Annotated in this window: 29 protein-coding genes and 1 riboswitch; of the genes, 17 read left to right on the top strand and 12 right to left on the bottom strand. The window is 40.1% G+C overall.

What is annotated here, in order from left to right:
* Positions 1 to 49 precede the first annotated feature (49 nt).
* Positions 50 to 1,642: a phosphoenolpyruvate carboxykinase (ATP) gene (gene pckA / locus CSV70_RS10070; protein ID WP_099627044.1), complete on the bottom strand. Its 1,593-nt coding sequence runs from the start codon at positions 1,640 to 1,642 to the stop codon at positions 50 to 52.
* Positions 1,643 to 1,819: 177 nt separating this feature from the next.
* A riboswitch (SAM riboswitch) is annotated at positions 1,820 to 1,939 on the top strand.
* Between the two features lie 176 nt (positions 1,940 to 2,115).
* On the opposite strand from pckA, the gene metK reads away from it, so the two are divergent.
* The gene (metK, locus tag CSV70_RS10075; protein ID WP_099627045.1) at positions 2,116 to 3,327 is read left to right on the top strand and encodes a methionine adenosyltransferase; all 1,212 of its coding nucleotides are present in this window, start codon (positions 2,116 to 2,118) and stop codon (positions 3,325 to 3,327) included.
* A 42-nt stretch (positions 3,328 to 3,369) separates the two neighbouring features.
* Here the strand turns inward: metK and CSV70_RS10080 are convergent, their stop codons facing one another.
* Both CSV70_RS10080 and CSV70_RS10085 read right to left on the bottom strand, forming a co-directional pair.
* Positions 3,370 to 4,143 carry a DUF3891 family protein gene (locus CSV70_RS10080; RefSeq protein ID WP_158232405.1) on the bottom strand — a complete coding sequence of 258 codons (774 nt, stop codon included), beginning with the start codon at positions 4,141 to 4,143 and terminating at the stop codon, positions 3,370 to 3,372.
* Between the two features lie 5 nt (positions 4,144 to 4,148).
* On the bottom strand, positions 4,149 to 4,766 hold the full coding sequence (locus tag CSV70_RS10085; RefSeq protein ID WP_085131396.1) for a hypothetical protein: 618 nt from the start codon (positions 4,764 to 4,766) through the stop codon (positions 4,149 to 4,151).
* Positions 4,767 to 4,965: 199 nt separating this feature from the next.
* On the opposite strand from CSV70_RS10085, the gene CSV70_RS10090 reads away from it, so the two are divergent.
* The 3 genes from CSV70_RS10090 to CSV70_RS10100 all read left to right on the top strand — a co-directional run bounded on the left by CSV70_RS10090 (position 4,966) and on the right by CSV70_RS10100 (position 7,328).
* Positions 4,966 to 5,199, top strand: coding sequence for a YkuS family protein (locus CSV70_RS10090; RefSeq protein ID WP_085131395.1), 234 nt, complete (start codon positions 4,966 to 4,968; stop codon positions 5,197 to 5,199).
* A 348-nt stretch (positions 5,200 to 5,547) separates the two neighbouring features.
* Positions 5,548 to 6,168 (top strand): TetR/AcrR family transcriptional regulator, encoded by a 621-nt coding sequence (locus tag CSV70_RS10095; protein ID WP_085131394.1) that lies wholly within the window; start codon positions 5,548 to 5,550, stop codon positions 6,166 to 6,168.
* Positions 6,165 to 7,328, top strand: a complete 1,164-nt coding sequence (locus tag CSV70_RS10100) for an MFS transporter (RefSeq protein ID WP_232319203.1) — start codon at positions 6,165 to 6,167, stop codon at positions 7,326 to 7,328. Before CSV70_RS10095 ends, CSV70_RS10100 begins: the two co-directional genes overlap by 4 nt.
* A gap of 153 nt (positions 7,329 to 7,481) precedes the next feature.
* Here CSV70_RS10100 and CSV70_RS10105 read toward each other — a convergent pair whose 3' ends face one another.
* The gene (locus CSV70_RS10105; protein ID WP_085131393.1) at positions 7,482 to 7,646 is read right to left on the bottom strand and encodes a Fur-regulated basic protein FbpA; all 165 of its coding nucleotides are present in this window, start codon (positions 7,644 to 7,646) and stop codon (positions 7,482 to 7,484) included.
* A gap of 443 nt (positions 7,647 to 8,089) precedes the next feature.
* On the opposite strand from CSV70_RS10105, the gene CSV70_RS10110 reads away from it, so the two are divergent.
* The 4 genes from CSV70_RS10110 (at position 8,090) to CSV70_RS10125 (ending at position 12,862) form a co-directional block, all read left to right on the top strand.
* Entirely contained in the window at positions 8,090 to 8,947 is an 858-nt protein-coding gene (locus tag CSV70_RS10110) for a YitT family protein (RefSeq protein ID WP_085131392.1), read from the top strand.
* A 300-nt stretch (positions 8,948 to 9,247) separates the two neighbouring features.
* Entirely contained in the window at positions 9,248 to 10,894 is a 1,647-nt protein-coding gene (locus CSV70_RS10115) for an ABC transporter permease (protein WP_099627047.1), read from the top strand.
* A gap of 5 nt (positions 10,895 to 10,899) precedes the next feature.
* Entirely contained in the window at positions 10,900 to 11,577 is a 678-nt protein-coding gene (locus CSV70_RS10120; RefSeq protein WP_085131390.1) for an ABC transporter ATP-binding protein, read from the top strand.
* Positions 11,578 to 11,749: 172 nt separating this feature from the next.
* Positions 11,750 to 12,862: a Fe(3+) ABC transporter substrate-binding protein gene (locus CSV70_RS10125; RefSeq protein ID WP_099627048.1), complete on the top strand. Its 1,113-nt coding sequence runs from the start codon at positions 11,750 to 11,752 to the stop codon at positions 12,860 to 12,862.
* 378 nt (positions 12,863 to 13,240) lie between these two features.
* On the opposite strand, the gene CSV70_RS10130 is transcribed toward CSV70_RS10125, so the two are convergent.
* Positions 13,241 to 13,759: a gamma carbonic anhydrase gene (locus CSV70_RS10130; protein WP_099661023.1), complete on the bottom strand. Its 519-nt coding sequence runs from the start codon at positions 13,757 to 13,759 to the stop codon at positions 13,241 to 13,243.
* A gap of 107 nt (positions 13,760 to 13,866) precedes the next feature.
* Between CSV70_RS10130 and CSV70_RS10135 the strand changes: the two genes are divergently transcribed.
* The 4 genes from CSV70_RS10135 to CSV70_RS10150 are packed head-to-tail and all read left to right on the top strand — an operon-like array spanning position 13,867 to position 16,148.
* The gene (locus tag CSV70_RS10135) at positions 13,867 to 14,664 is read left to right on the top strand and encodes an alpha/beta hydrolase (RefSeq protein ID WP_232319202.1); all 798 of its coding nucleotides are present in this window, start codon (positions 13,867 to 13,869) and stop codon (positions 14,662 to 14,664) included.
* A 17-nt stretch (positions 14,665 to 14,681) separates the two neighbouring features.
* Positions 14,682 to 15,056, top strand: a complete 375-nt coding sequence (locus CSV70_RS10140) for a fluoride efflux transporter FluC (protein WP_099627050.1) — start codon at positions 14,682 to 14,684, stop codon at positions 15,054 to 15,056.
* A complete protein-coding gene (locus CSV70_RS10145) occupies positions 15,053 to 15,394 on the top strand; it encodes a fluoride efflux transporter FluC (RefSeq protein ID WP_099629335.1) in 342 nt (113 codons plus the stop codon). The genes CSV70_RS10140 and CSV70_RS10145 overlap by 4 nt, the downstream gene beginning before the upstream one ends.
* 13 nt (positions 15,395 to 15,407) lie before the next feature.
* Positions 15,408 to 16,148, top strand: coding sequence for a thermonuclease family protein (locus CSV70_RS10150; RefSeq protein WP_199171614.1), 741 nt, complete (start codon positions 15,408 to 15,410; stop codon positions 16,146 to 16,148).
* Positions 16,149 to 16,424: 276 nt separating this feature from the next.
* Here CSV70_RS10150 and CSV70_RS10155 read toward each other — a convergent pair whose 3' ends face one another.
* Both CSV70_RS10155 and CSV70_RS10160 read right to left on the bottom strand, forming a co-directional pair.
* The gene (locus tag CSV70_RS10155; protein WP_085131383.1) at positions 16,425 to 16,952 is read right to left on the bottom strand and encodes an isoprenylcysteine carboxyl methyltransferase family protein; all 528 of its coding nucleotides are present in this window, start codon (positions 16,950 to 16,952) and stop codon (positions 16,425 to 16,427) included.
* Position 16,953: 1 nt separating this feature from the next.
* On the bottom strand, positions 16,954 to 18,033 hold the full coding sequence (locus tag CSV70_RS10160; RefSeq protein ID WP_099661024.1) for a type III polyketide synthase: 1,080 nt from the start codon (positions 18,031 to 18,033) through the stop codon (positions 16,954 to 16,956).
* 548 nt (positions 18,034 to 18,581) lie between these two features.
* Between CSV70_RS10160 and CSV70_RS10165 the strand changes: the two genes are divergently transcribed.
* The gene (locus CSV70_RS10165; RefSeq protein WP_085131381.1) at positions 18,582 to 18,881 is read left to right on the top strand and encodes a cupin domain-containing protein; all 300 of its coding nucleotides are present in this window, start codon (positions 18,582 to 18,584) and stop codon (positions 18,879 to 18,881) included.
* A 61-nt stretch (positions 18,882 to 18,942) separates the two neighbouring features.
* On the opposite strand, the gene CSV70_RS10170 is transcribed toward CSV70_RS10165, so the two are convergent.
* Positions 18,943 to 19,386, bottom strand: a complete 444-nt coding sequence (locus CSV70_RS10170; RefSeq protein ID WP_099661025.1) for a YaiI/YqxD family protein — start codon at positions 19,384 to 19,386, stop codon at positions 18,943 to 18,945.
* A gap of 88 nt (positions 19,387 to 19,474) precedes the next feature.
* Between CSV70_RS10170 and CSV70_RS10175 the strand changes: the two genes are divergently transcribed.
* From CSV70_RS10175 to CSV70_RS10180, 3 genes are all read left to right on the top strand, one after another.
* A complete protein-coding gene (locus CSV70_RS10175; protein WP_099661026.1) occupies positions 19,475 to 19,702 on the top strand; it encodes a hypothetical protein in 228 nt (75 codons plus the stop codon).
* Between the two features lie 125 nt (positions 19,703 to 19,827).
* Positions 19,828 to 19,983, top strand: coding sequence for a hypothetical protein (locus tag CSV70_RS16590; RefSeq protein ID WP_198166067.1), 156 nt, complete (start codon positions 19,828 to 19,830; stop codon positions 19,981 to 19,983).
* Between the two features lie 45 nt (positions 19,984 to 20,028).
* Positions 20,029 to 21,396 carry a leucyl aminopeptidase family protein gene (locus CSV70_RS10180; RefSeq protein WP_099661027.1) on the top strand — a complete coding sequence of 456 codons (1,368 nt, stop codon included), beginning with the start codon at positions 20,029 to 20,031 and terminating at the stop codon, positions 21,394 to 21,396.
* A gap of 249 nt (positions 21,397 to 21,645) precedes the next feature.
* On the opposite strand, the gene CSV70_RS10185 is transcribed toward CSV70_RS10180, so the two are convergent.
* The 4 genes from CSV70_RS10185 to CSV70_RS10200 form a co-directional block, all read right to left on the bottom strand.
* A complete protein-coding gene (locus CSV70_RS10185) occupies positions 21,646 to 21,849 on the bottom strand; it encodes a hypothetical protein (protein ID WP_085131378.1) in 204 nt (67 codons plus the stop codon).
* Positions 21,850 to 22,098: 249 nt separating this feature from the next.
* A complete protein-coding gene (locus tag CSV70_RS10190) occupies positions 22,099 to 23,034 on the bottom strand; it encodes a TRM11 family SAM-dependent methyltransferase (protein WP_199171615.1) in 936 nt (311 codons plus the stop codon).
* A complete protein-coding gene (locus CSV70_RS10195) occupies positions 23,034 to 23,486 on the bottom strand; it encodes a protoporphyrinogen oxidase (RefSeq protein WP_099661029.1) in 453 nt (150 codons plus the stop codon). The genes CSV70_RS10190 and CSV70_RS10195 overlap by 1 nt, the downstream gene beginning before the upstream one ends.
* A 5-nt stretch (positions 23,487 to 23,491) precedes the next feature.
* A complete protein-coding gene (locus CSV70_RS10200) occupies positions 23,492 to 24,424 on the bottom strand; it encodes a cation diffusion facilitator family transporter (protein ID WP_085131375.1) in 933 nt (310 codons plus the stop codon).
* Between the two features lie 309 nt (positions 24,425 to 24,733).
* Here CSV70_RS10200 and argH point away from each other — a divergent pair, with 309 nt between their 5' ends.
* Positions 24,734 to 26,056 (top strand): argininosuccinate lyase, encoded by a 1,323-nt coding sequence (gene argH, locus CSV70_RS10205; protein WP_099661030.1) that lies wholly within the window; start codon positions 24,734 to 24,736, stop codon positions 26,054 to 26,056.
* The last annotated feature ends 89 nt before the right edge of the window (positions 26,057 to 26,145 follow it).

The raw sequence follows: 26,145 nt of genomic DNA on the forward strand, positions 1-26,145 counted from the left end.
ATGTAGACGTAAAAAGGCTGACCAGAGGGGTCAGCCTTTTCGTATGCCATTATTTACTGACGGGTGGTCCGCCTTTGATTGCGATGTCTTCTGAAACGTGAGAAAACTTCTTGAAGTTCTCACGGAAAGCATCAGCCAAACGGTTTGCTTCTTTATCGTATTCGTTTGGATCTTCCCAAGCGTAACGAGGGTGTAGAACATTACTTGGTACACCTTCGATTTCAAGAGGCATTTCCAATCCGAAGATTTCGTTCTTCTTTGTTTCTACATTGTCCAACTTCCCGGCGATTGCAGCGCGCACCATTGTACGTGTATAGCCTAAGTTCATACGTGAACCTACACCGTAGATCCCACCAGTCCATCCTGTATTCACAAGGAATACTTTTGAACCGTGCTCATCGATTTTCTTTCCAAGCATCTCTGCATATGTAGCTGCAGGAAGTGGTAGGAATGGTGAACCGAAGCAAGTAGAGAATGTTGGTTCAGGAGCAGTAATTCCACGCTCAGTTCCAGCAAGTTTGGAAGTGAAACCGCTCAAGAAGTGGTACATTGCCTGTTCTTTTGAAAGAATCGAGATTGGAGGCAATACACCAGAAGCATCAGCTGTAAGGAAGATAATGTTCTTCGGATGACCAGCAACTGACGGTGTCACGATATTATCAATGTTTTCGATTGGATATGCAGCACGTGTGTTTTCTGTTAATGATTTATCATCATAATCAGCAATGCGTGTCTCTTCATCCAGTACTACGTTTTCTAAAACAGCGCCAAAACGGATTGCTCCGAAGATTTCAGGTTCTTTTTCAGCAGAAAGATTGATACATTTTGCGTAACATCCGCCTTCAATATTAAATACGCCATTATCAGACCATCCGTGTTCATCATCACCAATAAGTTTACGGTTAGCATCTGCTGAAAGTGTCGTTTTACCTGTTCCAGAAAGACCGAAGAATAAAGCAACATCGCCTTCTTCTCCAACGTTTGCCGAACAGTGCATGGATAGGATATCTTGCTCAGGAAGTAAGAAGTTCATAACAGAGAAAATAGACTTTTTCATTTCTCCAGCGTACTCTGTTCCACCGATTAAGACAATTCGCTTTTCCAGCGATACAATGATGAACGTTTCAGAGTTCGTGCCATCCACTTTTGGATCCGCTTTAAATGAAGGGGCAGCCAAAATGGTGAATTGCGATTCATGTGCTTTCAATTCTTCTTTGGTTGGACGGATGAATAGTTGGTGAACGAACAGATTTTGCCAAGCTAATTCGTTAATTACTTGGATAGACAATTGAGAGTCTTTATCTGCCCCTGCAAACCCTTTAAATACAAAGAGTTCATCTTTTTTCTTCAAATGATCGATGACTTTCGTGTATAATGAATCAAAGATCTCCTCTGAAATCGGACTGTTCGTGCTACCCCAATCTACTTTATCCTTAGACACTGCATCTTCAACGATGAATTTGTCCTTAGGTGAGCGTCCTGTATATTTACCTGTACGTGCAGTGATCGCACCGTCGGCAGAAAGTTTAGCTTCGCCTCTTGCTACTGCTTTTTCCGTTAATTCCGCCACAGACGCTTGGATCGTCACGTTGCTTCCACTAAGAAGACTTTTTAAACTATCATCAATTTTTGCAGATATCATGTTTACATACCGTCCTTTGCGTAGTCGATTTATTTTTATCTTGATGAGAATATCCTAATTCGTAAATAGTATAACACATTAAGAATATTAATCTATACTAATGGAAAACTCAAGTGATTTAGGAGAAATAATTTGACAAAATCCAAACTTTTTAATACGATGTGACATGAACGGATACTCTTATCCCGAGTTGGTGGAGGGTACAGGCCCTGTGAAACCCGGCAACCTGCAATAGACGCAAGTCTAACGCGAAGGTGCCAAACCTGAAGCAAGGTTTAATTCCTTGGACGATAAGAGTGAAAGGTGCTGCGCGTGAAATTTTGCCTTTTACTCATGGATTGAATATGAGTGGAGGGCTTTTTATATTGTCTAGCCCTGAATCCTTATGGTATATGCTTGACGTCTAGGCGTGGAACTTTACCAGGGACTTATGAGAGTACCGTATCATGATGCTTAATATAGGGGGAAACAACATGACAAACCGTCGACTGTTTACATCAGAATCAGTTACAGAAGGCCATCCTGACAAGATGTGCGACCAAATTTCAGACGCAATTTTAGATGCAATCCTAACGGAAGATCCAAATGCGCGTGTGGCATGTGAAACGAGTATCACAACAGGACTCGTATTAGTAATGGGAGAAATTACTACGACAACGTATGTGGATATTCCAAAAGTTGTTCGTGATACTGTTAAGGAAATCGGGTATGTTCGTGCGAAATACGGTTTCGATTACGAAACGTCCGCTGTACTTACTTCCATTGATGAGCAGTCACCTGAAATCGCTGCAAGTGTCAACGTGGCACTCGAAGCACGCGAAGGCTCTATGTCAGATGAAGAATTGGATGCAATCGGTGCAGGAGACCAAGGTCTAATGTTTGGATATGCATGTAATGAAACGCCTGAGTTAATGCCTCTACCCATCAGCCTTTCTCATAAATTGGCACATCGCTTGGCACAAGCGCGTAAAGAAGAACTTATATCTTATTTACGTCCTGACGGAAAAACACAAGTGACGGTAGAATACGATCAAGATAATAATCCTGTGCGAATCGACACAATCGTTATTTCTACACAACATCATCCTGAAGCGACACTCGAGCAAATTGAGAAGGATATAAAGAACGTTGTGATTGATGCAGTCGTTCCAAAAAACTTATTGGACGAGCATACTAAATACTTCATTAATCCTACTGGCAGCTTTGTTGTGGGTGGACCTCAAGGAGACTCCGGTCTGACTGGACGTAAAATCATCGTCGATACGTATGGTGGATATGCCCGTCATGGTGGCGGTGCATTCTCAGGGAAGGATGCTACGAAAGTGGACCGTTCTGCTTCTTACGCAGCACGTTATGTTGCAAAGAATATCGTTGCAGCTGGACTGGCTGAGCACTGTGAAGTTCAGTTGGCGTACGCTATTGGAGTAGCGAGCCCGGTTTCTATCTCGATCAATACATTTGATACCGGTACACTATCCGAAACTCAATTAGTAGAGTTCGTACGTGAATTATTTGACCTTCGACCGGCAGGCATTATTAAAATGCTCGACCTACGTCGTCCTATCTACAAACAAACAGCAGCGTACGGTCACTTTGGCCGCACTGACATCGAATTGCCATGGGAGCAGACGGATAAAGTGGAAGCGTTGAAAGAACTTGCAAGTAAAGTACGTGTGAAGCAATAATGGAGTGCAGAAAGAGGAAATTATTTCTTCTTTCTGCATTTTTTATTTATTTGACGGCGTAAAATGAAAAGGAATTACTTCATAGTCAGCCTTTTCATAAGCTACTTGCAATCCGTGATCCTCAATATCTTTTTTCAAGACAGTCTTTTGCTTTACTTCAACGTCAAATGAATAACTAAAAGGATAATTTTCCACTTTAACAGTGTGCTGATCTGCAAAGTATATCCCAATTCGTCCTACCGGTAATGTATGGAAAATGCTTGTAGAAGGAATGCCGTCGCGAAAGAATACATGTTCATTCGCTTTGTCGATACCTGGATCATTCACACAACAATATAAGGAAAAGTTATCTCCAAGCTGAAGCAAAGCAAAATGCTTTTCAAATAAATCCTTATCAAAACCCTCGATTTCTTTACACAATCGTTCACGACGATTCTGTTCACCCTTGATAAATAGCTTAGCCTCTTTTTCGTTGTTACTCTGTATAAACTGTTCATAATGAAGACTACAAAGCATTGCTGCATATTGGTCCATCTGTTCTACATCATCAATTCCTTGGCGATAAAGTACTGTTTTAGGGAGCAGGGGGAAGTCAGTGAATTGAAAAGGTGCCGACTTCGCATCATTCCAAAAAGGCTGTTTATCAAAAGGAGCCCAGCCGATGTCGTGGTTACTAATGGCAGTCAATACGGAATGACGCCATTGATCATCAGGAAACATATCCTTCTTCCAGTGTTTCATTAATTCACCGGCGAGGTGTCCATGATGATGTTGCTGCACAAAGCTGAATGTTTTCTCGTGTTCACGTACAATCATCTTGCTCATCCTTTCTTTTCAGGGGGAACGCTATCATTTTTTATGATTTCTTCTTTAATTTCTTCTTTTACCTTTTCAATTTTCTTCATTTCTTCCTGATACATTTCTTCTGCTTCTGTTGTACCGAGAATCAGGGGTTCTTCATTGAAATCAATGCGTTTGCCATACCGAAGAAGTTCATAAATAATCATACCGTTATTCGGTTTGCCATTTACGGTTTTCATTGGAATGGAGTCAAATAAAACGAAATAGAAGGCGTAGAATATAAAACGGCTCCAAAATGTTTTGGAGTCTTCAAAAAATCCATTCGCTATCAGCGCATTAATTGTGACTGCCACGACCACGTTAATCAAAATCGGCCCAGCATATATACATATATATGCGAAATTACTTTTTCTTTTTACTGAATCAAAAGTAAACCAGCTGTTTACATGATAATATTTTCGTATATCTAAAACACCGAATTTAAAAAGTCTAGGTCCAGAACCAATAGTTAGTCTGGCATTTTTCACGCCGAAGAGACCACTAATTATAAAATAGCCAGCTTCCCTTATAAACGTAACGACAGGTAAAATGATAAAACTTGAAATGACTAAGCTAAGGAGATCCGCTAAACCGAACATATCTGTCGACTCCTTCTATAAGTTCTTCCTATAATGATTCAATAGCTCTAACAGTAAAATACCCATTTTCCCCGAAATCAATCGTTTTGGTATTACAGTGTTATAAACATACTTTAAGAAGTCATGTTTAATTTACGTAAGAGCGGGAAATTATAAAGTATTAATCGAATACATGTAGTATTTGGAGGAGGAATAGGATATGGCGAAAATAGCGGTAGAAGTACCATTTGATGACATTAAACAAGCATTAGAGGAAAAAGGACATGAAGTGAAGATGTTTGCAAGTGATGAACATCTAAGCGGCTATGATATAGGCGTAGTACGTGCTTTAAGCGATGTCAACATCGACCAATTCGAATTCCCCGTGATCAGCATTGAAGGCAACTCCGTACAAGATATCGTAGAAGATGTCGAAAAAAGATTACATCGTTAATAATTGAATTAAGTTCTACCTAGTACGAGACTAGGACAAAATAAAAAAATGCATGAAGGATCATTTTTCTCCTTCATGCATTTTTCTTTTTGACTACGTATTTATAAACGTAACTTTTGAGAAACAGGAGCGCAGGGGAGTGGACTATTTTCCAGTTATGTTAGTATGTTTTATTTTCGCAAAGTACATAATGAAAACCAATTATACGTGCATAGCTAACGTGTTTATCCATGATACCGCGTCGTCACTTTGATTATTATTGGTTGACAACAGCCCCATAAGAACAGTAAGCTGTTCAACGTTGACTTGTCAGTCAATCAATAAAAAAGAAGTGAGTTGAAAATCTTTATGTCACCTCGAACAAGTGAAAAATTTAAAAAGATCCGCGATAATCGACAGCAACAACTAAAAGAAGCCGCCATCGAATTATTTGGTACGAAAGGATACGCCGCAACCAAAATTAGTGAGATTACAAACAAGGCCGAACAAAGTCATGGTTTGTTTTACCACTATTTCAAATCAAAAGAAGACCTGTACGTCACAGTAATTCTCGAGTTATTAACTGAATTCGTCAATACAGTCGATAAAGCAGAGGAAAAACATCACAGTCCTTTAAAACAATTGGAATGGTTGACTGAAATGACTCACTCAGGCTCACTAAGAGATGGAGTACACAGGCATATCTTGATCATGCAAGCTTTATATTCTGATTATCTAACGCAAGAAGTGAAAGAAGAAATTGTAGAAAAATACCGATTCATGGTCGAACGTATTGAACATATTATTGTGAGAGGACAAATTGCTGGAGAGTTTATTGAAGGTGATGCGGAAGAATTAGCAGTGTATCATTTATCGTTAGTCCATGGGTTGTTATTATCAAATGCACGGAAAGTGTCACCCATAAAAGTATCAGCTGATAAAGTGTTGCGGCAATTAAAACGTTATCCAGGACAGGGGGTTGGCCAATGAAACGCATGTTGAAACCAACAATCATCTCCATCTCGATGGCAACAGTTATGGCAGGAGCTGCTATTTCTCCAGCTCTTGGTTTGATTGCGGCTAACTTCCCAGAGGCAGATCCAGTGATCATCAAGCTGATTTTAACAGCACCTTCCTTATTCATCATTCCCTTTACATTCGTCTCTAGTTGGTTAACATCGAGGATACCTAAACGCACGGTTGCTTTAATCGGTTTATTCATTTATGTAATTGCGGGGGTAGGAGCACAGTTCACCAATACAATTGAAATGTTACTGGCCTTTAGATTTGTGCTAGGTGCTGGCGTTGGTTTAGTGATGCCGCTCGGAATCACGTTAATCAGTGATCATTTTAGAGGTCGTGAGCAAGTGAAGATGATGGGCTATAATTCAGCATTCAGTAACTTTGGAGGTATCGTAACTATGATGCTAGCAGGATATTTAGCAGCTATTAGTTGGAGAGCTCCGTTTAATGTGTATTTAATGGGTGTTGTGATTTTCATTATGGTCTTTATATTCTTGCCGAAAGACACTCCACTTAAACAAGATCAGAACGTACAAAAAAGCAAAATGCCATTGCTTGTTTTTGGATATGCAGCAGCTTCTGCTGGTATTATGCTAGTCTACTATTCGGTTGCCACGAATATGGCACTCTACCTTGAGCAGAGCAATATAGGTGGACCGGAATTGGCGGGTACTGTGATTTCCTTTACCACAGTAGGTGGAATGATAACCAGTTTGACATTGATTCAGCTCCAGGATTTCCTGAAATCGTATATCATGCCGATTAGTATATTTTTAATGGGTGTAGCATTCACTGGTTTGGCTTTAAGTCATTCTGTTCCAATTATTTTAGCTTGCACATGTATGATTGGTTTTGGACAAGGAATTTTGTTCCCAATGATTAATGTTAAAGCGCTAGGCTTGGTCAATCCTCTTCAAAGCGACCGAGTGATTGCTATAGTATCCAGTTCGATTTTTATAGGACAGTTCAGCTCGCCTTTAATATTGGATGGCATCGCAAACATAGCAGGGTTTCCCGCAATTCGTTTCCAATACTCTATGATAGGTATTGCCCTGGGCATTACGGTTTTACTCATCATTTTGATTAAGATGTTTAGAAAAAATAATGAATCAACTATAGAAGCGTAAAAAATGAGACTGGGACATAACTAGAAAATAGTCCGCTCCCCTTGCGCTCCTGTTTCTCAAAAGTCACGTTTATAAATACGAAGTCAAAAAGAAAAATGCATGAAGGAGATGATCCTTCATGCATTTTTTTGGGTTTTGTCCCAGCCACATTTCTTACATTTGAATGTCAGTTTGGCCGAATGCTTCATATTCTTGCGTTAATAATTGAAGCGGTAATTCGTACAGTTGTTTCCCATCAATTTTGAATACCCCATTTGAAACGAGCTCTTCAATCATTTTGTCTCGTTTCGATTCACTTACCTTTTTGTTTGTTTTCATCGTGCATTTCCTCCTTGATTCCCCCTCTAAATATAGCCGATATTCACCCGAATTAAACCGTATAATTCATAGTTGAAACTTTCGAACCGTTCTACTAATTTATTTATATTGTTTTGACAGTGTAATAGGGACTTGTGCTTTATGTTAAATTCGTAATAGTCTGATAGTTCGGTCTGCGTACTGTCCTATACGACATGGAATGACAAAATCAATCGGTGGGAAGCGCATTTTCTCTAATTGCGGAATGCTTTTAAAAAGCGTGAAATCTGAATAAATTGCAACAGGGGTATCTTTTACTTGCTTTCGGGTAGCACCATTTGTGAACGGCAGTAAGGTAAAGCGGATTTTTTTATGTCAAATGAAGCTTAGGGGTACCATTATGGGGGAAGAATAGATATAATCTAGTTCGTGCAATAAATTGTTATTTACCATAGGAGGTCGCTATGTTTTTCATTGAAGCAAAACGGGTGACGGTTGTTATTTTAGGATCGCTACTTATGGCTCTATCGTTAAATTTCTTTCTCATTAATGCAAATGTCTATGCGAGTGGGTTTGCGGGTGCAGCCCAGTTAGTATCAAGCGTTCTAAAAGATCAATTGGGCATGACAATCAGTACAGGTATTCTGTTGTTACTATTTAACATCCCCGTCTTTATTCTAGGTTGGTTTAAAGTAGGGAAAGGTTTCACAATTTACAGCATGTTATCCGTTGCGTTCGCTACACTATTCCTTGAATTATTGCCACTGCGTTCCATGTCAGAAGACATTATGCTGAATGCGGTATTTGGCGGGGTACTTGCAGGTGTTGGTGTAGGGATATCCTTGAAGCTAGGTGCATCTACGGGTGGAATGGATATCGTCGCGATGATTCTATCTCGTATGCAGGATAAACCAATCGGTGTATACTTTTTACTGCTCAACGGTATTCTTATCGTTTTCGCAGGTATTCTATATGAACCGGAAAACGCACTTTACACAATGGTCGCCCTATACGTTACGACTTCAGTGATTGACATGATTCATACGCGACATGAAAAAGTCACCGCGATGATCATTACTAGGAAAGCAGACGATCTTCAACAAGCAATCCATCGTCAAATGGTACGTGGGATTACTATACTACCTGCGAAAGGTGCTTACTCAAAAGAAGATAAGAGCATGCTTTATGTCGTAATCACAAGATATGAACTATACGATTTGGAACGGATTATTAATGAGACGGATCCGCAAGCCTTTACCAATATTGTACAAACAGTAGGTATCTTCGGTTTCTTTAGAAAAGAAAATGAGAAACTAGCTTAGATCAGAAAAATTATCGTGATTTACACAATATTATTTTGCATGAAGACAAACACCATAAAAAGTGTTTGTCTTCATTTTTGTATAAAGGATTTTTCCGTAAACAGATTAACCATGTAACCCCACTCGATTATCATTTTTTTATTCTGTAGAACGTCAACAGCATAGATTTGTTGAATTCCTGTGAAAACATTGGAATGTACAGAGAATTTGTATATACTTGAGAGTGACTTATATTATTTAAGTCATAATGAATGTACACCATAACCGCCATTGTGCGTAGTAAAGTTGGTATTATAGTATATGAAAACATCTATATGGCTAAGAGAGATTCGTCGTCGGGCAAATAGCTGGTTCATCATTACAATGCTTGGTGCACTCGTCATTATTATGCCGGTGGCCTATGTTGTACTAAGTTTCTTCCAGCCGACAGGCGAAAATTGGGAACATATTAAAGAATTTTTGCTTGCTGACTATATAAAAGGGTCAGTCATTTTAGTTGGATCTGTCGGGTTCCTCTCGACGACCATCGGAGTGGTATTAGCGTGGATTGTGGCAGCCTATGAATTTCCATTACGGAAACAGTTTAAATGGCTGTTGATTATACCTTTGGCTATACCGCCTTATATAGCGGCTTATACATATAGTACAATGACAAGCTATACGGGCGTTATTCAATCGTTCTTCCGTAATTATTTTGATTATCAATTCACACCAGGCACGATCGAGATCATGTCATTGCGTGGGGCGATTTTTGTCCTCACATTATTTCTTTATCCTTATGTGTATATGATTGCGCTCAATTATTTTGAAAAACAAAGCGCTTCCTATATTGAAAGTGCTAAAACTCTTGGATTGAATGGCTTCCAAATGTTCTTCCGTTTGGGATTACCCATTGCACGACCTGCCATCATCGCAGGTTCGATGCTTGTCATCTTTGAAGTGTTGAGTGATTATGGCGTAGCCAGTTTCTTTGGTGTACGAACGATATCCACGGCGATTTTCCAGACGTGGTTCGGGATGTATGATATCAATGCAGCGATGCGTTTGGCTGCTTGGTTGCTAATCGTTATATTAGGGATTTTCATGCTAGAGCGTTTTTTACGCAAAGGGCGAAAGTATGATACGAACGTGACGCAAAGCAGACCACTCGCGCGTAAAAAGCTACGTGGATGGACTGCTTGTCTAGCATTCCTTTCTTGTTCTATAGTATTCTTGAGTGCCTTTATAATTCCTTTTGTGCAACTGATCTATTGGTCACTAAAAACATATGAAAAAGTATGGCGTTCAGACTTCATCAGCTTGATCACCAATAGTTTAGTAGTTGCTCTCGTCGGTGCATTAATCATAAGCTTCTTTGCGATTTTGGCTGCCCGTACGATTAACTTGTACCCATCCGCTTCGTCTAATTTACTTGCGCGTATCATGACGTCCGGTTATGCGGTTCCAGGAGCAGTCGTCGCAATTGGCGTACTTGCCCTATTTATTACGTTAGATGAAAAACTGGCATTCATTTATCCGAAACTGTTAGGTGTAGAATCTGGCTCACTCGTATTAAGTATGTCGATCGCTATGCTGATCACAGGATACGTTATTCGGTTTATGGCGCAAGGATTCAACTCGATTGAATCAGGTTATACAAAAGTACCGCCGTCTTATCGTGAAGCTTCATTCTTACTAGGACGTAGTATGACATATACGTTTTGGAGAGTAGAGTTTCCACTATTACGCGGTTCGATCTTAATTGGATTTGCGTTGGCATTCCTCGAAATTATGAAGGAACTACCGCTGACTTTATTGCTACGGCCATTTAACTTTGATACACTCGCGACACGGACCTATCAATATGCAATTGATGAAAGAATCTATGAAGCAGCACCATCCTCACTGTTATTAATTTGTCTAAGCATCTTGTCGGTGATTATTATTTTGAAATTTGAGGAGAAGTGAGAACGATGTTTGTAGACATTCAAAACTTATCATTTCGGTATTCAAAAAAACAGCAGCCTATCATTGATCGCTTTTCATTTACGATTGAAAGAGGGGAAATCGTAGGGATTGTAGGTGCGAGTGGTAGCGGAAAAAGCACTTTGTTACGGTTGCTTGCAGGTTTGGAAGATCCTACAGTAGGCAGTATCGAACTGGATGGCAGATTGATTGTAGGAGATAATACGTATATTGAGGCAGAGAAGCGTGGTGTAGGTATGGTGTTTCAGAACTATGCATTATTTCCGCATCTAACAGTAAGCGAAAATATTTGCTTTGGCTTACATAAAATGAAGCGCCCTGAGAAAAAGAAACGTTTGGATGAAATGTTGGAACTTGTTCAATTGCAAGAGTTCGCCAAACGCTATCCCCATGAACTTAGCGGGGGACAACAGCAACGTGTAGCATTGGCAAGAGCTTTGGCTCCTTCACCTTCGATTCTGTTGATGGATGAGCCGTTCAGTAATCTGGATACGAATTTGAAGTCATTGATTCGAATGGAAGTTCGAGATATCTTGCAAAAAGCCAATATTACATGTTTGTTTGTGTCACATGATCAAGCTGATGTGGACGCGATTTGTGATCGAACTATTTATATTGATTGTGCTACGTATATGGGATCGGAAAAAGAATCAATACCTGTATAACGTTGTAAAGGAGAGTATCGGATATGTTTCCGCTACTCTCCTTTTTTTTGCAAAAATAAAGCAAAATGAATACTAGACTTATACTCTGATCTGTATTACAATTTCTTTAGCACTGAAAATGATTCTCATTATCGCATGAAGGTATTCAACGTATATGAGAAATAAGGAGAGAATGAATGTGAAGAAGTTTTTATGGGCATTCGCCCTATTAATGCTTGCGGCAGTTTTAGGCGCATGTAATTCCAGTTCCGATAAAGAGGGACAAAAAGACGAACCAGTAAAAGAAGAGGCTGCTGAAGATACAACTGATGCAACTGAAGGTGAGAAAACGGGTGGAGAAGTAAACGTCTATACAGCTAGACACTATGACGTAGATTCAGTTCTTTATGAAGATTTTACAGAGAAGACTGGCATTAAAGTAAACGTGATTGAAGCGAAAGCGCCAGAATTAATGGAGCGTCTAAAGCGTGAAGGACAAAATACACCTGCTGATTTATTCGTTACAGTCGATGGTGGGATCTTGAACACGGCAAAAGAAGAAGGTCTTTTGCAACCTGTTGAATCTAAAGAAATCGATACAACAGTGCCAGCAGAGCTTCGCGACACAGACAACCAATGGATTGGATTATCTACTCGTGCACGTGTGATTGTCTATTCAAAAGATCGCGTGAAGCCTGAAGAATTATCAACTTATGAGGACCTTGCAACAGACAAATGGAAAAATAAATTACTTGTTCGTTCATCCGATAGCTTGTATAACCAATCTTTAATGGCATCATTGATCGCAATTGACGGTGAAGAGAAAGCTAAGGAATGGGCGCAAGGTATTGTAGATAACTTAGCGCGCGAACCCGAAGGCGGAGACCGCGACCAAGCGCGTGCAATCGTTGCAGGTGTTGGTGATGTTGCGATTATGAATAGTTACTACGTAGGTCACATGTCTGTTTCAGACGAAGCGGAAGATGTGAAAGTGTTCGACCAGATCGGCGTATTCTTCCCGAACCAGGAAACTACAGGAACACATATTAATATTAGCGGTGCTGGCTTGATTAAGCACAGTAAAAACAAAGAGAATGCAGTGAAGTTGATTGAGTACTTAACGACTGTGGAAGCACAAGAACTAGTTGCGGAAGAAAACTTTGAGTTCCCGGTTAATAAAGAAGCGAAATTACCAGAAGTGATGGCTGAATGGGGTACATTCACACCACAAAAAGTGGATTTTGCAGATTACGGTAAGTATAATCCGAAAGCTGTAGAATTGATGAATGAAGTAGGCTGGAAATAAGTTCAACAAAAGTAGCCCTCGGGCTACTTTTTTGTTTATATAAATAAACTTCATCTACTGATTTTATAAGTAGATGAAACATTTCTGCTCTATCATAAGTCATAGATAGAGTGAAAAATTTTAACTGGTTATAATAGATAAGGTAAAACTTTTATTTTTAAAAAACAGTCCAAACGAAATAACATCCTATATATGGGATGTTAGTGGAGTATATATTTGCTAATGGTGAATGGCTGACGCATGATATTCATATGTTTGCAGGAGGGTGTAAAATTCATGTATACATTGAAGAGGAAAATATATTAGCGATAACACTCGAAATGTCTGTAAAATTCAGCGAGTATTAAAATAAGCACCCGCTAGTAACGGGCGCTTCAATTATTTCTCTTCTTGCAAGGCTTTATATAATTGACCTTTGCGTGCATATTCATTAACGATTCTTGTCATGTCTGCACGATCTTCGTCAGTTAAATCACGAACGACACGGGCAGGAGAACCGAGTGCTAATGTGTTAGGCGGAATCTTCGTGCCTGGAGTTACTAAGCTGCCAGCGCCTATGAATGCACCTTCTCCAACCTCTGCCCCATCGAGCACGGTCGCACCCATTCCAACAAGTGCACCGGTTTTAATCGTGCAACTATGAAGCATCACTTTGTGACCGATCGTCACATTATTTTCAAGAATTAATGGATATTTGGGGCTTTGGTGTAGACAGCAGAAATCCTGTATATTTACTTTTCGTCCTATAACAGTAGGAGATACATCCCCACGTATAACGGTATTGAACCATATAGACGATTCAGGACCTATAGTTACATCTCCTGAAATCGTTACGTAATCCGCAATATAGACGGATGGGTCAATCTCTGGTAATTTACCTTCGTATGGATAAATCAATCAAATCTCCTCATTTCTAAATAATCATGTATAATTTATCGTAACAAACATTTAGTATTTGTGAAACATAAGAATGAAATGAATAGAATAAGATAGTCAAATAAGGAGTGGTAACTTTGTGGAAATGGGAAGCAGAAGGTAAGGCAAAAGGTGTTATCGTTCTTGTACATAACGCTTATGAGCATCATAGAAGATATGTATGGCTCATACAGAAATTTCGAAGCGATGGCTTTCATGTTGTAGCTGGGGATTTACCTGGTCACGGCAAAGAAAGTGTCGAAGTGCATGCGGAGGCATTTAAGGATTACCGAAGATTTATCAAGAAAATGATCCGAAGCGGTTTAGATGATAATTTGCCTGTATTTTTATTTGGGCATGGATTGGGTGCTACGTTCTTACTTCGTTTATTACAGATGGAACGAATCGAATGTGCAGGAGTCATTTGCACATCACCTTGGCTACATCTGGAACATCATCCGCCGATCCGGGCGAAAATGTTTACAAAATGGTCTCAATCGATGACGTTGGATCATGAAATTACACCTGAACTTCTATCGCGTAATCCTGAATTCTTAGAGCAATACGCTGAAGATCCAATGTATGTATCTATTGTGACAGGTGGCTGGTACCGTGAATTACAGACACTCATGAGATCTGTCATGCAACCAGATTTAATTATCCAAGATGTACCGTTATTACTGCACACGGGAGAAGCGGATCAAATCACCAATACCGATTACACACGCAAGTGGGCATTCGCACAAAATTTATCTGAATTGCAATGGAAACGATGGAAAGACGTTGACCACGATGTCATCCAAGCGCCTGAGCAAGAAGGGGTCTATTTATATACACAATCATTTATCAATAATGTACTTCATTCACTCGGATATATTATCGAATGAAATAAGGTCGTGAACATATGAGAGAACGTCTGTACATAGGTGTAGCTGGAGCTTTAGGAGCGAGCACAAGGCTGCTGGTCGGTCATCTGTTGATCGTCAGCGGTTCTTTTCCTGTCGCGACATTCTTAGTGAATATGATCGGTACGTTGCTACTATGCTATATAGTGGAACGAGCTCGTCTTGGAGGAAGGCTTAACCCTTTAGCAGTGACAGTTATTACTACGGGATTCCTTGGTGCATTTACGACGTTTTCAGCAGTCAGTATAGAAACGGTTGAATTGCTAAGTAATGGACTTTTTGTACTTGCTGTTGTATACGTGGGTAGTAGTTTAATAGGTGGACTGGCTATGGCGGCGTTTGGTTTTTCATTAGCTAGGAGGCTATCGGCATGATCTGGCATTTCATAGCAGTTGGTTGTGGCGGATTTATAGGGGCGCTATTGCGTTTTGAAGTGTCTGCCAAGCTCAATAGAAAACGTTTGCCATATGGAACGTTGCTTGTTAATTCGGTTGGGAGCTTCTTCATCGGCTGGATCATAGGTTCAAATCTTTCCCTTAGTTGGACACTGTTTTTTGCAACAGGTGTGGCGGGTGCTTTAACGACGTATTCTACGTTAATGAAAGAGATTTGGACGTTCTGGACTGAAGGTCGAAAATTTCATGCTATTAGTTATACACTTGCAACGTTCATAGTAGGTATAGGCTTGGCCTTTTTAGGTTTTAGCTTATAGAAAAGAGGTTCTGATGAGTAAGAAAACGACACCAAAAGTGAAACAAAACAAACGTAAGAAAATGATTACTTCACTCTTCATTGCTCTAGGAATTGCGATTGTTGCAATATATTTCCCAGAACTACTTGAGGACGAGGAAAAAGAACCGAGTCGTCAAGGTCTTATTCCTGTTGAATTGGTCAAAACAATTGACGGCGATACGATCAAGATTATGTATGAAGGTAAAGAAGAAAATGTACGGTATTTATTAATTGATACACCAGAAACGAATCACCCCCGGCTTGGTAAACAGCCTTACGGACAGCAAGCTAAGGTACGTAACCAGGAGCTACTGCAAAAAGGTCAGCTTGAAATCGAATTTGATGTAGGCGGAAAATATGATAAATACGGCAGATTATTAGCGTATATATACATAGACGGCAAAAGTGTGCAAGAGCAGTTATTGAAAGAGGGATTAGCGAGAGTCGCTTATGTGTATCCGCCTAACACACGGCATTTGGATGCATTTGAAAAAGCTGAGCAACAAGCCAAGAAATCGGGCATAGGCATCTGGACGTTGGAAGACTATACAACAGACCGAGGTTTTGATAGTGAGAAATATCCCGCTGATTCTGTGAAGATACCTGTATATGGTGAAACACAGGATTTCAAGAATTGTACAGAGCTACGTAAAGTATATCCGGAGGGCGTTAAGAAAGGACACCCTGCGTATAAAGAACATCTAGACGGCAATAGTGATGGTCAAGCTTGTTAATAATAGAAATACGAAGTAAGTGACATAGTACTGTTGATCGTTAGTGGACGCTTTCCATTTACGAGTAACTAGCGCGGTATTCCTGTATATAAATGCTAATCAATCAGTAAAAAAGTAAGAAGAGGCTGGGACAAAACTCGGAAAATGCATGAAGGGTCATTCTTCTCCTTCATGCATTTTTCTTTTTGACTACGTATTTATAAAAGTAACTTTTGAGATACAAGAGCGCAGGGGAGCGGACTATTTTATAGTTCTGTCCCAGTCTCTTCTTTTTTATCAAAACACTTCATTATAATTTGTAAGTTCTCGTAGTGCGCGTTCTTCAGCGGGGATCCGGACGGACAGCATCCAAATGTTTAATAATAGAAACAGCCCGGCTGTAAAGTACGCACTAAATAGTAAAGGTAATACAATCAGTTCAGTTGTTACAATGACATAGTTCGGATGGCGAATCCAGCGATAAGGTCCTTTTTTCTGTACGTCCGCCCCAGGTAGTATAAGAATTTTAGTGTTCCAGAACTTCCCTAACGACGACAGACACCAGACACGTAGTACTTGCATCAATAGGAAGACTGCAAGTAACAAGCCCCATAGTGGTGATAGAGGACGATCGAATACAAGAACTTCGATTAACAAGGAAACGAAAAATGCCGTATGCATCAATACCATCCATTTATAATGGGATGCGCCGATTTCTATTGCGCCTTTACTGCGGATCCACTTCTCGTTACGATTAGCGACGAACAATTCTACTAACCGTTGCATGACGACGATGATAAAAACAAACAGGAAGAGCCTACCCATCTTACTGCCACTCCAGCAATAATAGTTCTCCACAGAAGCCTGGGCCAAGTGCCGCCATTAAACCGTATTCTCCTTCAGCAGGCTGTTGCTCAATGAAATCCTTAAGTACATAGAGCACAGTAGGAGACGACATGTTTCCATGATCTTGCAACACTTTTTTCGACGTTGCAGTTTGCTCTTGATCCATATCCAATGCTTTTTGGTAGGCGTCTAATACTTTTTTACCGCCTGGATGGGCAACGAAATGTTGTACATCTTCCATTGATAGATTATGATCTTCCACAAATTGATGTACGAAAGGTCCTAACCAACTTTTGATGACGGTTGGAATACTCTTTGAAAATACGACATGCAAGCCATCGTTTTTAATGTCCCAGCCCATCACGTCCTCTGAATCTGGCATAAAACGTGAAGACGTTGCACGGATATGCGGCATCGGACGTGTACTTTTAATGGAAGACCGTTCTCCAGAAACAAGTGCGCAGGCAACACCATCTGAAAATAACGATACACCGACCAAGTTACTTTTAGACACATCATCTCGTTGAAACGTTAAGCTGCAAAGCTCTATAGCGAGAACGAGAACATTCGATTCAGGATAGGCTTTACAGTAATCAAAAGCACGACTCATGCCCGAAGCACCACCTGCGCAACCAAGGCCCCAAATGGGGATACGTTTAATATCATGTCGAAATGGTAATTGATTAATAAGACGGGCATCGATACTTGGTGTGGCGATTCCACTACTTGAAACAAAGAAGATCGCGTCTATTTCAGCAGCATTCACCGGACGCTCAAGCGTAGTTGTGTTGGAGAGACATTCCTCCACTGCCCGTTTGCCAAGTGCCAAAGCATGCTGAATATATAAGTTGTTTTTTGTTTCAAAATCATGTGGCTCCGCATACCAATCTAACGGCATACATACTTGTCGTGAATCAATTTCACCGTTTTGGAACACTTTCAATAAGCGGTCAATATCTTTAAATGAATCCGAAAATAAAGAGCGGGCAAATGTCATAGCCTCTTCCTGTGGCAAATCAACAGGTGGTCTAACGGTACTGACAGATTGAATAATTGGCATAGGGTTACCTCCGATAAAATTAATGGCAAACGCGAGCAGTAAATGATGTCGTAGCTTTTTGTAGACTATATGCAATAGAAGGAGTGGACTTGCCTTTAAGATACAATTAAGTATAGTAGATTCATCCCCTAGTACATCAGTCAAAAATGCTCAAGTGGCTCTTCAGCAAAAAATCGCCTAGACTATGAGAGTAGAAAAAGAGTTATCACCGCTTTGGAGCGTCTGAATATCATGATGCTCCCTCGGTAGTAGGTTTTTCACATAAAATACTGATGGCACATTTGACCTCGCTTCCTTCGGCTATCCGAGTCGGATCAGGCGGTGTCATGCTATCTCACTATTCCCCTAATAAAGAGGTAGAAAACTTCAAAGTGTTAGAAGTATGGTTTTCTGGGGAAATTGGTGCAGGCATCGATCGTAGTCACAACAAGTAGCGGAAGGTTATGTAGCCTAAGAAATCATATTCGTTTCTACAGCTTCTCACTTTCATGATAAACTGAAGTCATACGAACTGATTATGCAAGAACTTTTGAAAGGGGCTAAAACTAATGAAAGTAATTGATACCAAGAATCAGCTAACTGAAAAGAAAAAACATGTGGAAAAAGTAGCGAATGTCGACAATGCAATCTTCATGAATATTCAATTGCGTGCAGGTGAAGAAGTGGCCGAGCATGATGCGAATAAAGAAGTATTCATCATCGTGCGTAAAGGAAAAGTGCGGTTCATAGTGGAAGGCGAGCCGATTGATGTAACGCCTGACAATGTCTTGCATATGGTGCCGCTGGAAAGACATAGTTTGCACGCGGTGGAGGACTCGGATGTATTCGTTATTCAAGTTAAGCCGTGAAAGTAATATAAACAGAGACTTCAAGTATGACTTGTAGTCTCTGTTTATCATTTGGCTTCATTTAAGGTTGAATCGTTTTACATAATTCACGCAAACTAGAAACGAATCCTTCAGTCTGTTCAGCAGTTCGTTTTTTCGGACCGCGCAAACGACCTCCAGCTCGACGAATTTTCTGTGCTTTATGACGTGCTGCCAGTAATTGATCGATATTGTCATTCGTATACCATCTACCATTCTGATCAAGTGGCAAACCTTGTTTCGCCAGTGCCATAGCAGCCAAACCATAGTCTTGAGTGACGACAATATCCCCTTTCTTTATACGGTTCACCAATACAAAGTCGACTGCGTCGGCACCTTTGGAAACAGTAATCGTCTCAGCGCCTTCTCGATGCATTTCATGTGCAGTATCACATATTAATACGCAGGAAAGACCGTACTGTTTTGCAATCCCGATTGTTTCGTTAATTACCGGACAGCCATCTGCGTCCACTAAAATCGTTGTCACGTTGTCCCTCTCCTCCTACTCCTTCTAGTAGGTTTAGTATAGCAAATATCGGGAAAGATAAGTAAAAACGCGAAGTTGAGGTGATGAAATGGCTGATTTATCAAAAGAACAACGAACTACTGTAGAACAACGTGAACGTGAAATGGATGCAAAGAATGCTGCCATGGAGAACATAGAAGTACCACTTGAAAACAGAGTATTGGCAGATCACGAAATTCCACCACCTCTAACAGAAGAAGAAGTAAGAGCTAAAGTCGGTAATCAAAACTACCAAAATGCGACCGATGATAACGCACCGACATCAATAGGTAGCTAATCCAGTCATGTGAAACACTAGGGACATCATGGATGTTCCTTTTTTGCGTTAAAAGCTATTAATGAAACTAACCTGTTAGGCAAATCGTATACATACTATATAACTAGATAATGGAGTGATGAAAAATGAATGAAGGATATTTCGTAGGGTGGGGTACATTAGCTTTAATCAATGCAGTATTGGCTCAGGGAAAAAACAGAAGCGGATTGAACTGGTTTTTACTATCTTTGTTTTTAGGACCGCTGGCCACTCTCTTCTTAGCACTATCAGGTAAAAAGTGATAAACTATTTAGGAAACCGAAATAGTGAAGGGAGCTATTATTACTATGAAAATTAACGCAGAGATTTTATTCTCAACAGATGGACAAATAACGAAAAATTTATTGGTAAAGCAATTCGTTGACAATCAAGCTGAAGAATTTTCCACGTTTGTACATGACGGAAAACAGTTAGTCGTTATAAAAAACAAAGAATGGAAAACATTGGATGAAATTCGTAGTATTGCAGGTGAAATATCTCGCAAGCTAGCGACACAAAAGGTAGATTATGCTTCGATTCAAGCGGATCAGTTAGCACAAAAATGGTCATCTGTAGATGAAGCAGTCACGGCTTTTGTCGAAGGATGGCACCTTGGCGCCTATAACTTTGACCGCTACCAATCTAAAAAGGCGGACCCTGTCACTACATTAAATGTAATAGGTGCAGATAAAGGCGCAGTCAAATCAGGAGAAGTACGTGCTGCCGCGATGGCATTTTCCAGGGACTTGATGAATGAACTTTCTGATGTGCTAAACCCAGAGACGTATCCAGAAGTATTAAAAGACCATTTCAAAGGAACAAAAGTAAAAATAGATGTACTAGGCAAAAAAGAAATCGAAGACCGCGAAATGAACGGCGTATTAACAGTTTGCCGTGGCAGTAAGTATGAGCCCTCATTCGTTGAGATGACATTGCAGACAGATGCATCAAAACCACTCGTAGCTCTTGTTGGAAAAGGCGTAACATACGATTCAGGGGGGATTAGCTTAAAAGGCGGACGCGATGATAGTGACATGCGTATGGATATGGGTGGTTCAGCAGCTGTCAGCGGTGCATTATCACTACTAGCTCATTCAGATGCAAAAGTGAATGTAGTCGTGCTGATTCCAATGGTCGAAAATACACCTGGACCTGATGCAGTAATGCCTGGTGAAGTTATTCAATATAAGAATGGCATTAGTGTACAAGTCGGTAATACAGATGCAGAAGGACGTTTGATTTTGGCTGACGGATTAATTCGGGCAGGAGAATTACATGCAGATTATACAGTCGATATCGCTACATTAACTGGCGCGGTTGTCGCTGCTTTAGGTACAGAAGTCGGTGGCGTCTTTGGTGATGAAGAGTTGTCTAATAAACTGAAGAAAATTGGCGACCAAAACGGCGACTTCGTTTGGCCTCTTCCGCTAGTAGATGCATATGAGGAAACGCTTGACAGCGCTTATGCTGATTGCAATAATATGAGTTCTTTAACTGTCGCAGGTTCGATCACAGCTGGTCTCTTCTTGCGTAAGTTCGCTCCGAAGAGTAACTGGTTGCATGTAGACATGGCAGGTGTCATGGATAAGCAGAAGTCAAAGGGATATTACACAAAGTCTGCAACTGGCTACGGAGCACGCTTGCTTGCGGATTATGCAGTGTCGTTGACTAAATAATATCAAAAGAATGTCTCAGAAGTTACGATACTTCAAGGGGCATTCTTTTTTCTATTTTTGATGTTCGTATTAACATTGGGTAACAACAGTTAATAAGGGGGACGCATAGGAGAGAGCTTACAGCGTGTCCATAAGCCTTATCCTCATTACGTTGTCTATCTACGTATAATCCCACCTACACATTATCTAGAACAAAAAGAAATGATCGAGGTCAGCGCGTTATGACTTCGATCATTTGATTGTAAACTCTCATAAATACAACGAAGGGGAGGCGATTCCTGCCAGAATGATTAACAAAGACACTGATGCGATAATCGCAGGCTTCATAAATGCTGGCTCTTCTTTCACCAACTCCTTGATCGCGTAAATTATGGAGATAACAAAAATGAATGGCCATACGAACCAAGTCCATAGATAGAGAATACTTAAAAGCTTCATGATGCTAATAAACATAGACTTCACTCCTAACTTAAGAATAAGAGCTCATTAGAAAAAATGATTACTACACAAGACAATATGCTCTTTTACTTTTGTTTCCCCTAATTTATACTATTCACACTTTTTGTAATGAGATATATACTGTTTTTTATGATTCATTCGTTTTATAAACGTATGGAAGTATTTACTTGCGAATAGCATCGTTACTACGTCAAAATGAACAATAAAAAAGACGCGTGAGAAAAAATCCTCATGCGTCTTTCATTATTTACATAGAACTACTTCACGCGAAAAAGTACCTTTACGTGCAAGACAACGATCTGCTATCTCAAATCCAGCAATTTCGAGCATTTCGTCCATATTCTCAATTGTAATGATTAAACAATTTTTTGCAAAGCGACGAGCTTCTTTCAAAATCTCGAGTTGGCCTTCTGCTGTAATGTGGGTAAATAAATTATACGGCATATCAATGATTGCAATATCGTATTCTTCATCGACTTCAGCAATTGGACCTATAGTGACATTGCCTTCCAAATCAAAGTAGTCGATATTTTTCCGTGAACCATAGACGACAAGCGGATTAATATCACGTCCTTCAATAGGTATCCCCATAGATAGTGCTTCAACCAGTACAGTGCCAATTCCGCAGCAAGGATCGATGACGCGTTTCCCTTCAGGATGGGGCACCGCTATATTGACGGCAGCTCTGGCTAATCGGGTACCGAGTGCGGTAGAATACATATGCGGCTTCTGTTGGTGAACATGCCAATCTGAAGAACTGTAAAGTAAATTCCCTGCATACCAGCGATCGTCCAAGTGCATGATGCCGATGAATACTTCAGGATGATCCAGTTCTGGCTCACCTTTTACCTGTAATCCTATGGACCGCTCTATTTTTCGACGAGTATCATGATCAATTTTAGCTGTTCTTCCAAGCACCATATCATTTAAGCAGACTGTCTTAAATAATTGATCAATTTCCAGCTCAGAAACTTTGTCAGCCAGCAACTTTAAACTGTCAGCAGCCACTAACACTTCAAGTCGTGTTTGTATGAACGGACTTCGTGAAGGATCAACTGCTATATCACTGACGACCACGTTATCTTCTACGTCATGGCCAAAAAAAGCCCGCATTTCCATCCGGCATAATTCCTTTTCATCACGGTGTCGAATATACGTGTAGATAAACTGCGATGCCATCAGTTACTTGCTCTCATTTTATGCAAATCACCAAGTACTTCGTATAGAAGTTGTAATGCATCTTTTATAGACATCGTCTCATCAAAACCTTTAAGCGAATCAAACGGAATATTCAATTCCCAGAAACCTTCATTGTCTGAAAATGAAATACTAAAGCCATGTAAGTTGTGCTGAAGTTTTTCTTCAATAAATGTGCGAATTATTTCGCCTTCTTTTTTCTTGCCTTGTAAACCGAATAACGCCATATACGTTTTGAAAATATCATCCACTTCAAGTGCCAGTGAATCGACTTTGATTTCATCGAATTCCGGTGACTCGACAAAGAGAAACTCAGCTATATTAGATTTCAAATACGAGATGGGTTCCTGTGAAAAGCCCTCATCCGCAAAGCGTACGGTTTCCTCTGTTTCTTTTTCGCATACTTCTATTGTTTTAATTGTAAATGTACTCATTTTATTCACTCCTCGTTAGTAAGTATACCGGATTGTTTTTCGGGATACCACGGATTTAAATGAATTAACACTTCATCGACATCTTCATTTTTTGCCATGATCAAATTACGCAATCTACTCGAAATAATATGGCCTTCTTGTATCGTTAAATTACCACTGATACCGATACGGATATCTACCAATACGTAGTGACCATGTTCTCTTGCACGTAAGCGGTCAATTCGCTTCACTTCTGGAATGGAATGAATCAATTCTTCAAATGCGATTAATCGCTCGTCGCATACGCTTTTTTCCATTAATATATCAATGCTTTCCTTACCGATTTCTATAGCGATTTTAAAGACAAGAATGGAGACGATAATACCGGCGATGGGATCTCCATATGTGAGTAGCGGCCATGCGTAAGCATCTCCAATTAAAGCAAGCCCAATTCCTATCACTGCAGCAAGCGAGGCATAGACATCGGCTAAGTGATCATACGCCGTTGCGATCAGACCTTTACTGTTCTCCGCTGTACCGATACGAATGGTGTAGACATAGAGTATATATTTCCAAATGAGTGATACGATCGCAGTAAGTAAGGCAATCTTACTCGCTGTAGTAGGATCTTCAAATAAAGCCATTATAGCTTCAAAAGCAATATAGATCGCGGCTAACCCTAAAATAATAGCGACTATACTTGAACCAATTACTTCCGCTTTGCCGTGTCCATACGGATGATCTTCATCTGCAGGTCGTTTCGAAATTTGCATGGAAGTCAATGCAGCGGCAGAGGCAACTACGTCCCCTGCGTTATGGAAACCGTCTGCAAGTAAAACGGGACTTTTGAAAACAAATCCGACGATCAATTTTAATACAGTCAAAATAATATTACTAAATAAACTGATCCAGATAGCAAAGATGGCAGAAGTAGAATGTTCACGTACATGAATTGTCATAAAAGTTTCCCTCCTCTAAGAGTGTTTCCTTTAAGCAACAAAAAAACCTCGCGTAGTTTAGGCGAGGTCATACATAATTGTACTTGTTGGATTGGGACAAAGTTTGTCAATGTCATCACTCATTCATTTGTAGTTCAATTATTATCCCATATTTATACGGTTTATGCAAGCAGACGCAATATTACTCAAAGTAGAAAAAAATCGTCAACTGTGTCAGAATAATAGAATAGATACGTTGCAAGATGGCAATAGAGATAGTTGGCATACACCGTTATGAATAAAAATACAATATAAGAGGATTGATGATGAATGAAACTTTGGGGCGGTCGTTTTAGTAGTAAAGCAGATGAGATTATGGAAAAGTTCAACAGCTCTTTGCCTGTTGACTATCGTCTTTACAGAGAGGATATCGCAGGTAGTATTGCACACGTAACGATGCAAGTTCATTCTGATTTATTGTCACCTGAAGAAGGCGAATTACTCGTGAATGGCTTACAGTCGATTTTGACAGATATCGAATCGGGAGAATTACAAATTGCAGGTAATTATGAAGATATTCATTCATTCATTGAAATGAACCTAACTGAGCGAGTAGGGGAGACAGGCAAGAAATTGCATACAGCCCGCAGTCGAAACGATCAAGTAGCTGTCGATATGAGACAGTATGCGAGAAACCAAACCTCTGTAGTTATAGATGCACTGCAAGTTTTAATTGATTCACTTGAAGCAAAAGGAAAAGCCAATAACGTGATTATGCCAGGCTACACGCATTTGCAGCGCGCGCAAGTCGTCACATTCGGCCATCATTTGGGCGCGTATGCACAAATGTTCAAACGCGATAAAAAACGTGTGCAAAACGCAGCGGAGATTTTGAATGAAAATCCACTTGGCTGTGGTGCACTAGCTGGCACGACACATAATATCGATCGTCAAGTGACGACTGCATTACTAGGGTTTGATAAGCCAGTAGATAACTTCCTTGACGGAGTTAGTGATCGTGACTACTTAGTAGAATTGATGTCCGACTTCTCCCTCATTATGATGCATATGAGCCGTTTAAGTGAGGAACTGATTCTTTGGAGCAGTCAAGAGTTCCGCTTTATCACCATCTCAGATGCCTATTCAACAGGAAGCAGCATCATGCCACAGAAGAAAAATCCGGATGCAGCAGAACTAATCCGTGGAAAAACAGGACGTGTATATGGCTCTCTATTCGCTTTACTCACGACGTTGAAAGGATTGCCATTAACATATAATAAAGACATGCAGGAAGACAAAGAACAATTCTTTGACGCGCTTGATACAGTACTTGATTGCTTGGAAATCATGTCTAAAATGATCGACACTCTACAGGTACATGAAGATCACATGAAAGCGGCGATTAAAAGTGGATTTCTGAATGCAACAGAAGTAGCGGATTATTTAGTCGCAAAAGGCACTCCGTTCCGTGATGCCCATGAAATCGTTGGAAAAATCATCATTTATTGTGAGCAGGGAAACAAAGCGATTGAAGATTTGACTGTGGGTGAACTCCAAAAATTTAGCGACCATATCGAAGACGACATCTATGAATACATCGATTATGAATCTATTATTTTAAAAGGCAATAAAGGATTGATGAAAGAACAGTAATTCTGGAAATGAGATTAGTTTGTACGTTCTCAGTAAAACTGATCCATAACAAACACGTAAAAAGCCTGCGGAATGTCCGCAGGCTTTTT

The organism is Sporosarcina sp. P25 (genome assembly GCF_002743235.1).
Taxonomy (GTDB): domain Bacteria; phylum Bacillota; class Bacilli; order Bacillales_A; family Planococcaceae; genus Sporosarcina; species Sporosarcina ureae_B.

Excerpts from the sequence above, each read along its gene's own strand:
- pckA (WP_099627044.1), bottom strand. The coding sequence starts at position 1,642 with ATGATATCTGCAAAAATTGATGATAGTTTAAAAAGTCTTCTTAGTGGA.
- metK (WP_099627045.1), top strand. The coding sequence starts at position 2,116 with ATGACAAACCGTCGACTGTTTACATCAGAATCAGTTACAGAAGGCCAT.
- CSV70_RS10080 (WP_158232405.1), bottom strand. The coding sequence starts at position 4,143 with ATGATTGTACGTGAACACGAGAAAACATTCAGCTTTGTGCAGCAACAT.
- CSV70_RS10085 (WP_085131396.1), bottom strand. The coding sequence starts at position 4,766 with ATGTTCGGTTTAGCGGATCTCCTTAGCTTAGTCATTTCAAGTTTTATC.
- CSV70_RS10090 (WP_085131395.1), top strand. The coding sequence starts at position 4,966 with ATGGCGAAAATAGCGGTAGAAGTACCATTTGATGACATTAAACAAGCA.
- CSV70_RS10095 (WP_085131394.1), top strand. The coding sequence starts at position 5,548 with ATGTCACCTCGAACAAGTGAAAAATTTAAAAAGATCCGCGATAATCGA.
- CSV70_RS10100 (WP_232319203.1), top strand. The coding sequence starts at position 6,165 with ATGAAACGCATGTTGAAACCAACAATCATCTCCATCTCGATGGCAACA.
- CSV70_RS10105 (WP_085131393.1), bottom strand. The coding sequence starts at position 7,646 with ATGAAAACAAACAAAAAGGTAAGTGAATCGAAACGAGACAAAATGATT.
- CSV70_RS10110 (WP_085131392.1), top strand. The coding sequence starts at position 8,090 with ATGTTTTTCATTGAAGCAAAACGGGTGACGGTTGTTATTTTAGGATCG.
- CSV70_RS10115 (WP_099627047.1), top strand. The coding sequence starts at position 9,248 with ATGAAAACATCTATATGGCTAAGAGAGATTCGTCGTCGGGCAAATAGC.
- CSV70_RS10120 (WP_085131390.1), top strand. The coding sequence starts at position 10,900 with ATGTTTGTAGACATTCAAAACTTATCATTTCGGTATTCAAAAAAACAG.
- CSV70_RS10125 (WP_099627048.1), top strand. The coding sequence starts at position 11,750 with ATGAATGTGAAGAAGTTTTTATGGGCATTCGCCCTATTAATGCTTGCG.
- CSV70_RS10140 (WP_099627050.1), top strand. The coding sequence starts at position 14,682 with ATGAGAGAACGTCTGTACATAGGTGTAGCTGGAGCTTTAGGAGCGAGC.
- CSV70_RS10145 (WP_099629335.1), top strand. The coding sequence starts at position 15,053 with ATGATCTGGCATTTCATAGCAGTTGGTTGTGGCGGATTTATAGGGGCG.
- CSV70_RS10150 (WP_199171614.1), top strand. The coding sequence starts at position 15,408 with ATGAGTAAGAAAACGACACCAAAAGTGAAACAAAACAAACGTAAGAAA.
- CSV70_RS10155 (WP_085131383.1), bottom strand. The coding sequence starts at position 16,952 with ATGGGTAGGCTCTTCCTGTTTGTTTTTATCATCGTCGTCATGCAACGG.
- CSV70_RS10160 (WP_099661024.1), bottom strand. The coding sequence starts at position 18,033 with ATGCCAATTATTCAATCTGTCAGTACCGTTAGACCACCTGTTGATTTG.
- CSV70_RS10165 (WP_085131381.1), top strand. The coding sequence starts at position 18,582 with ATGAAAGTAATTGATACCAAGAATCAGCTAACTGAAAAGAAAAAACAT.
- CSV70_RS10175 (WP_099661026.1), top strand. The coding sequence starts at position 19,475 with ATGGCTGATTTATCAAAAGAACAACGAACTACTGTAGAACAACGTGAA.
- CSV70_RS16590 (WP_198166067.1), top strand. The coding sequence starts at position 19,828 with ATGAATGAAGGATATTTCGTAGGGTGGGGTACATTAGCTTTAATCAAT.
- CSV70_RS10180 (WP_099661027.1), top strand. The coding sequence starts at position 20,029 with ATGAAAATTAACGCAGAGATTTTATTCTCAACAGATGGACAAATAACG.
- CSV70_RS10185 (WP_085131378.1), bottom strand. The coding sequence starts at position 21,849 with ATGTTTATTAGCATCATGAAGCTTTTAAGTATTCTCTATCTATGGACT.
- CSV70_RS10190 (WP_199171615.1), bottom strand. The coding sequence starts at position 23,034 with ATGGCATCGCAGTTTATCTACACGTATATTCGACACCGTGATGAAAAG.
- CSV70_RS10195 (WP_099661029.1), bottom strand. The coding sequence starts at position 23,486 with ATGAGTACATTTACAATTAAAACAATAGAAGTATGCGAAAAAGAAACA.
- CSV70_RS10200 (WP_085131375.1), bottom strand. The coding sequence starts at position 24,424 with ATGACAATTCATGTACGTGAACATTCTACTTCTGCCATCTTTGCTATC.
- argH (WP_099661030.1), top strand. The coding sequence starts at position 24,734 with ATGAAACTTTGGGGCGGTCGTTTTAGTAGTAAAGCAGATGAGATTATG.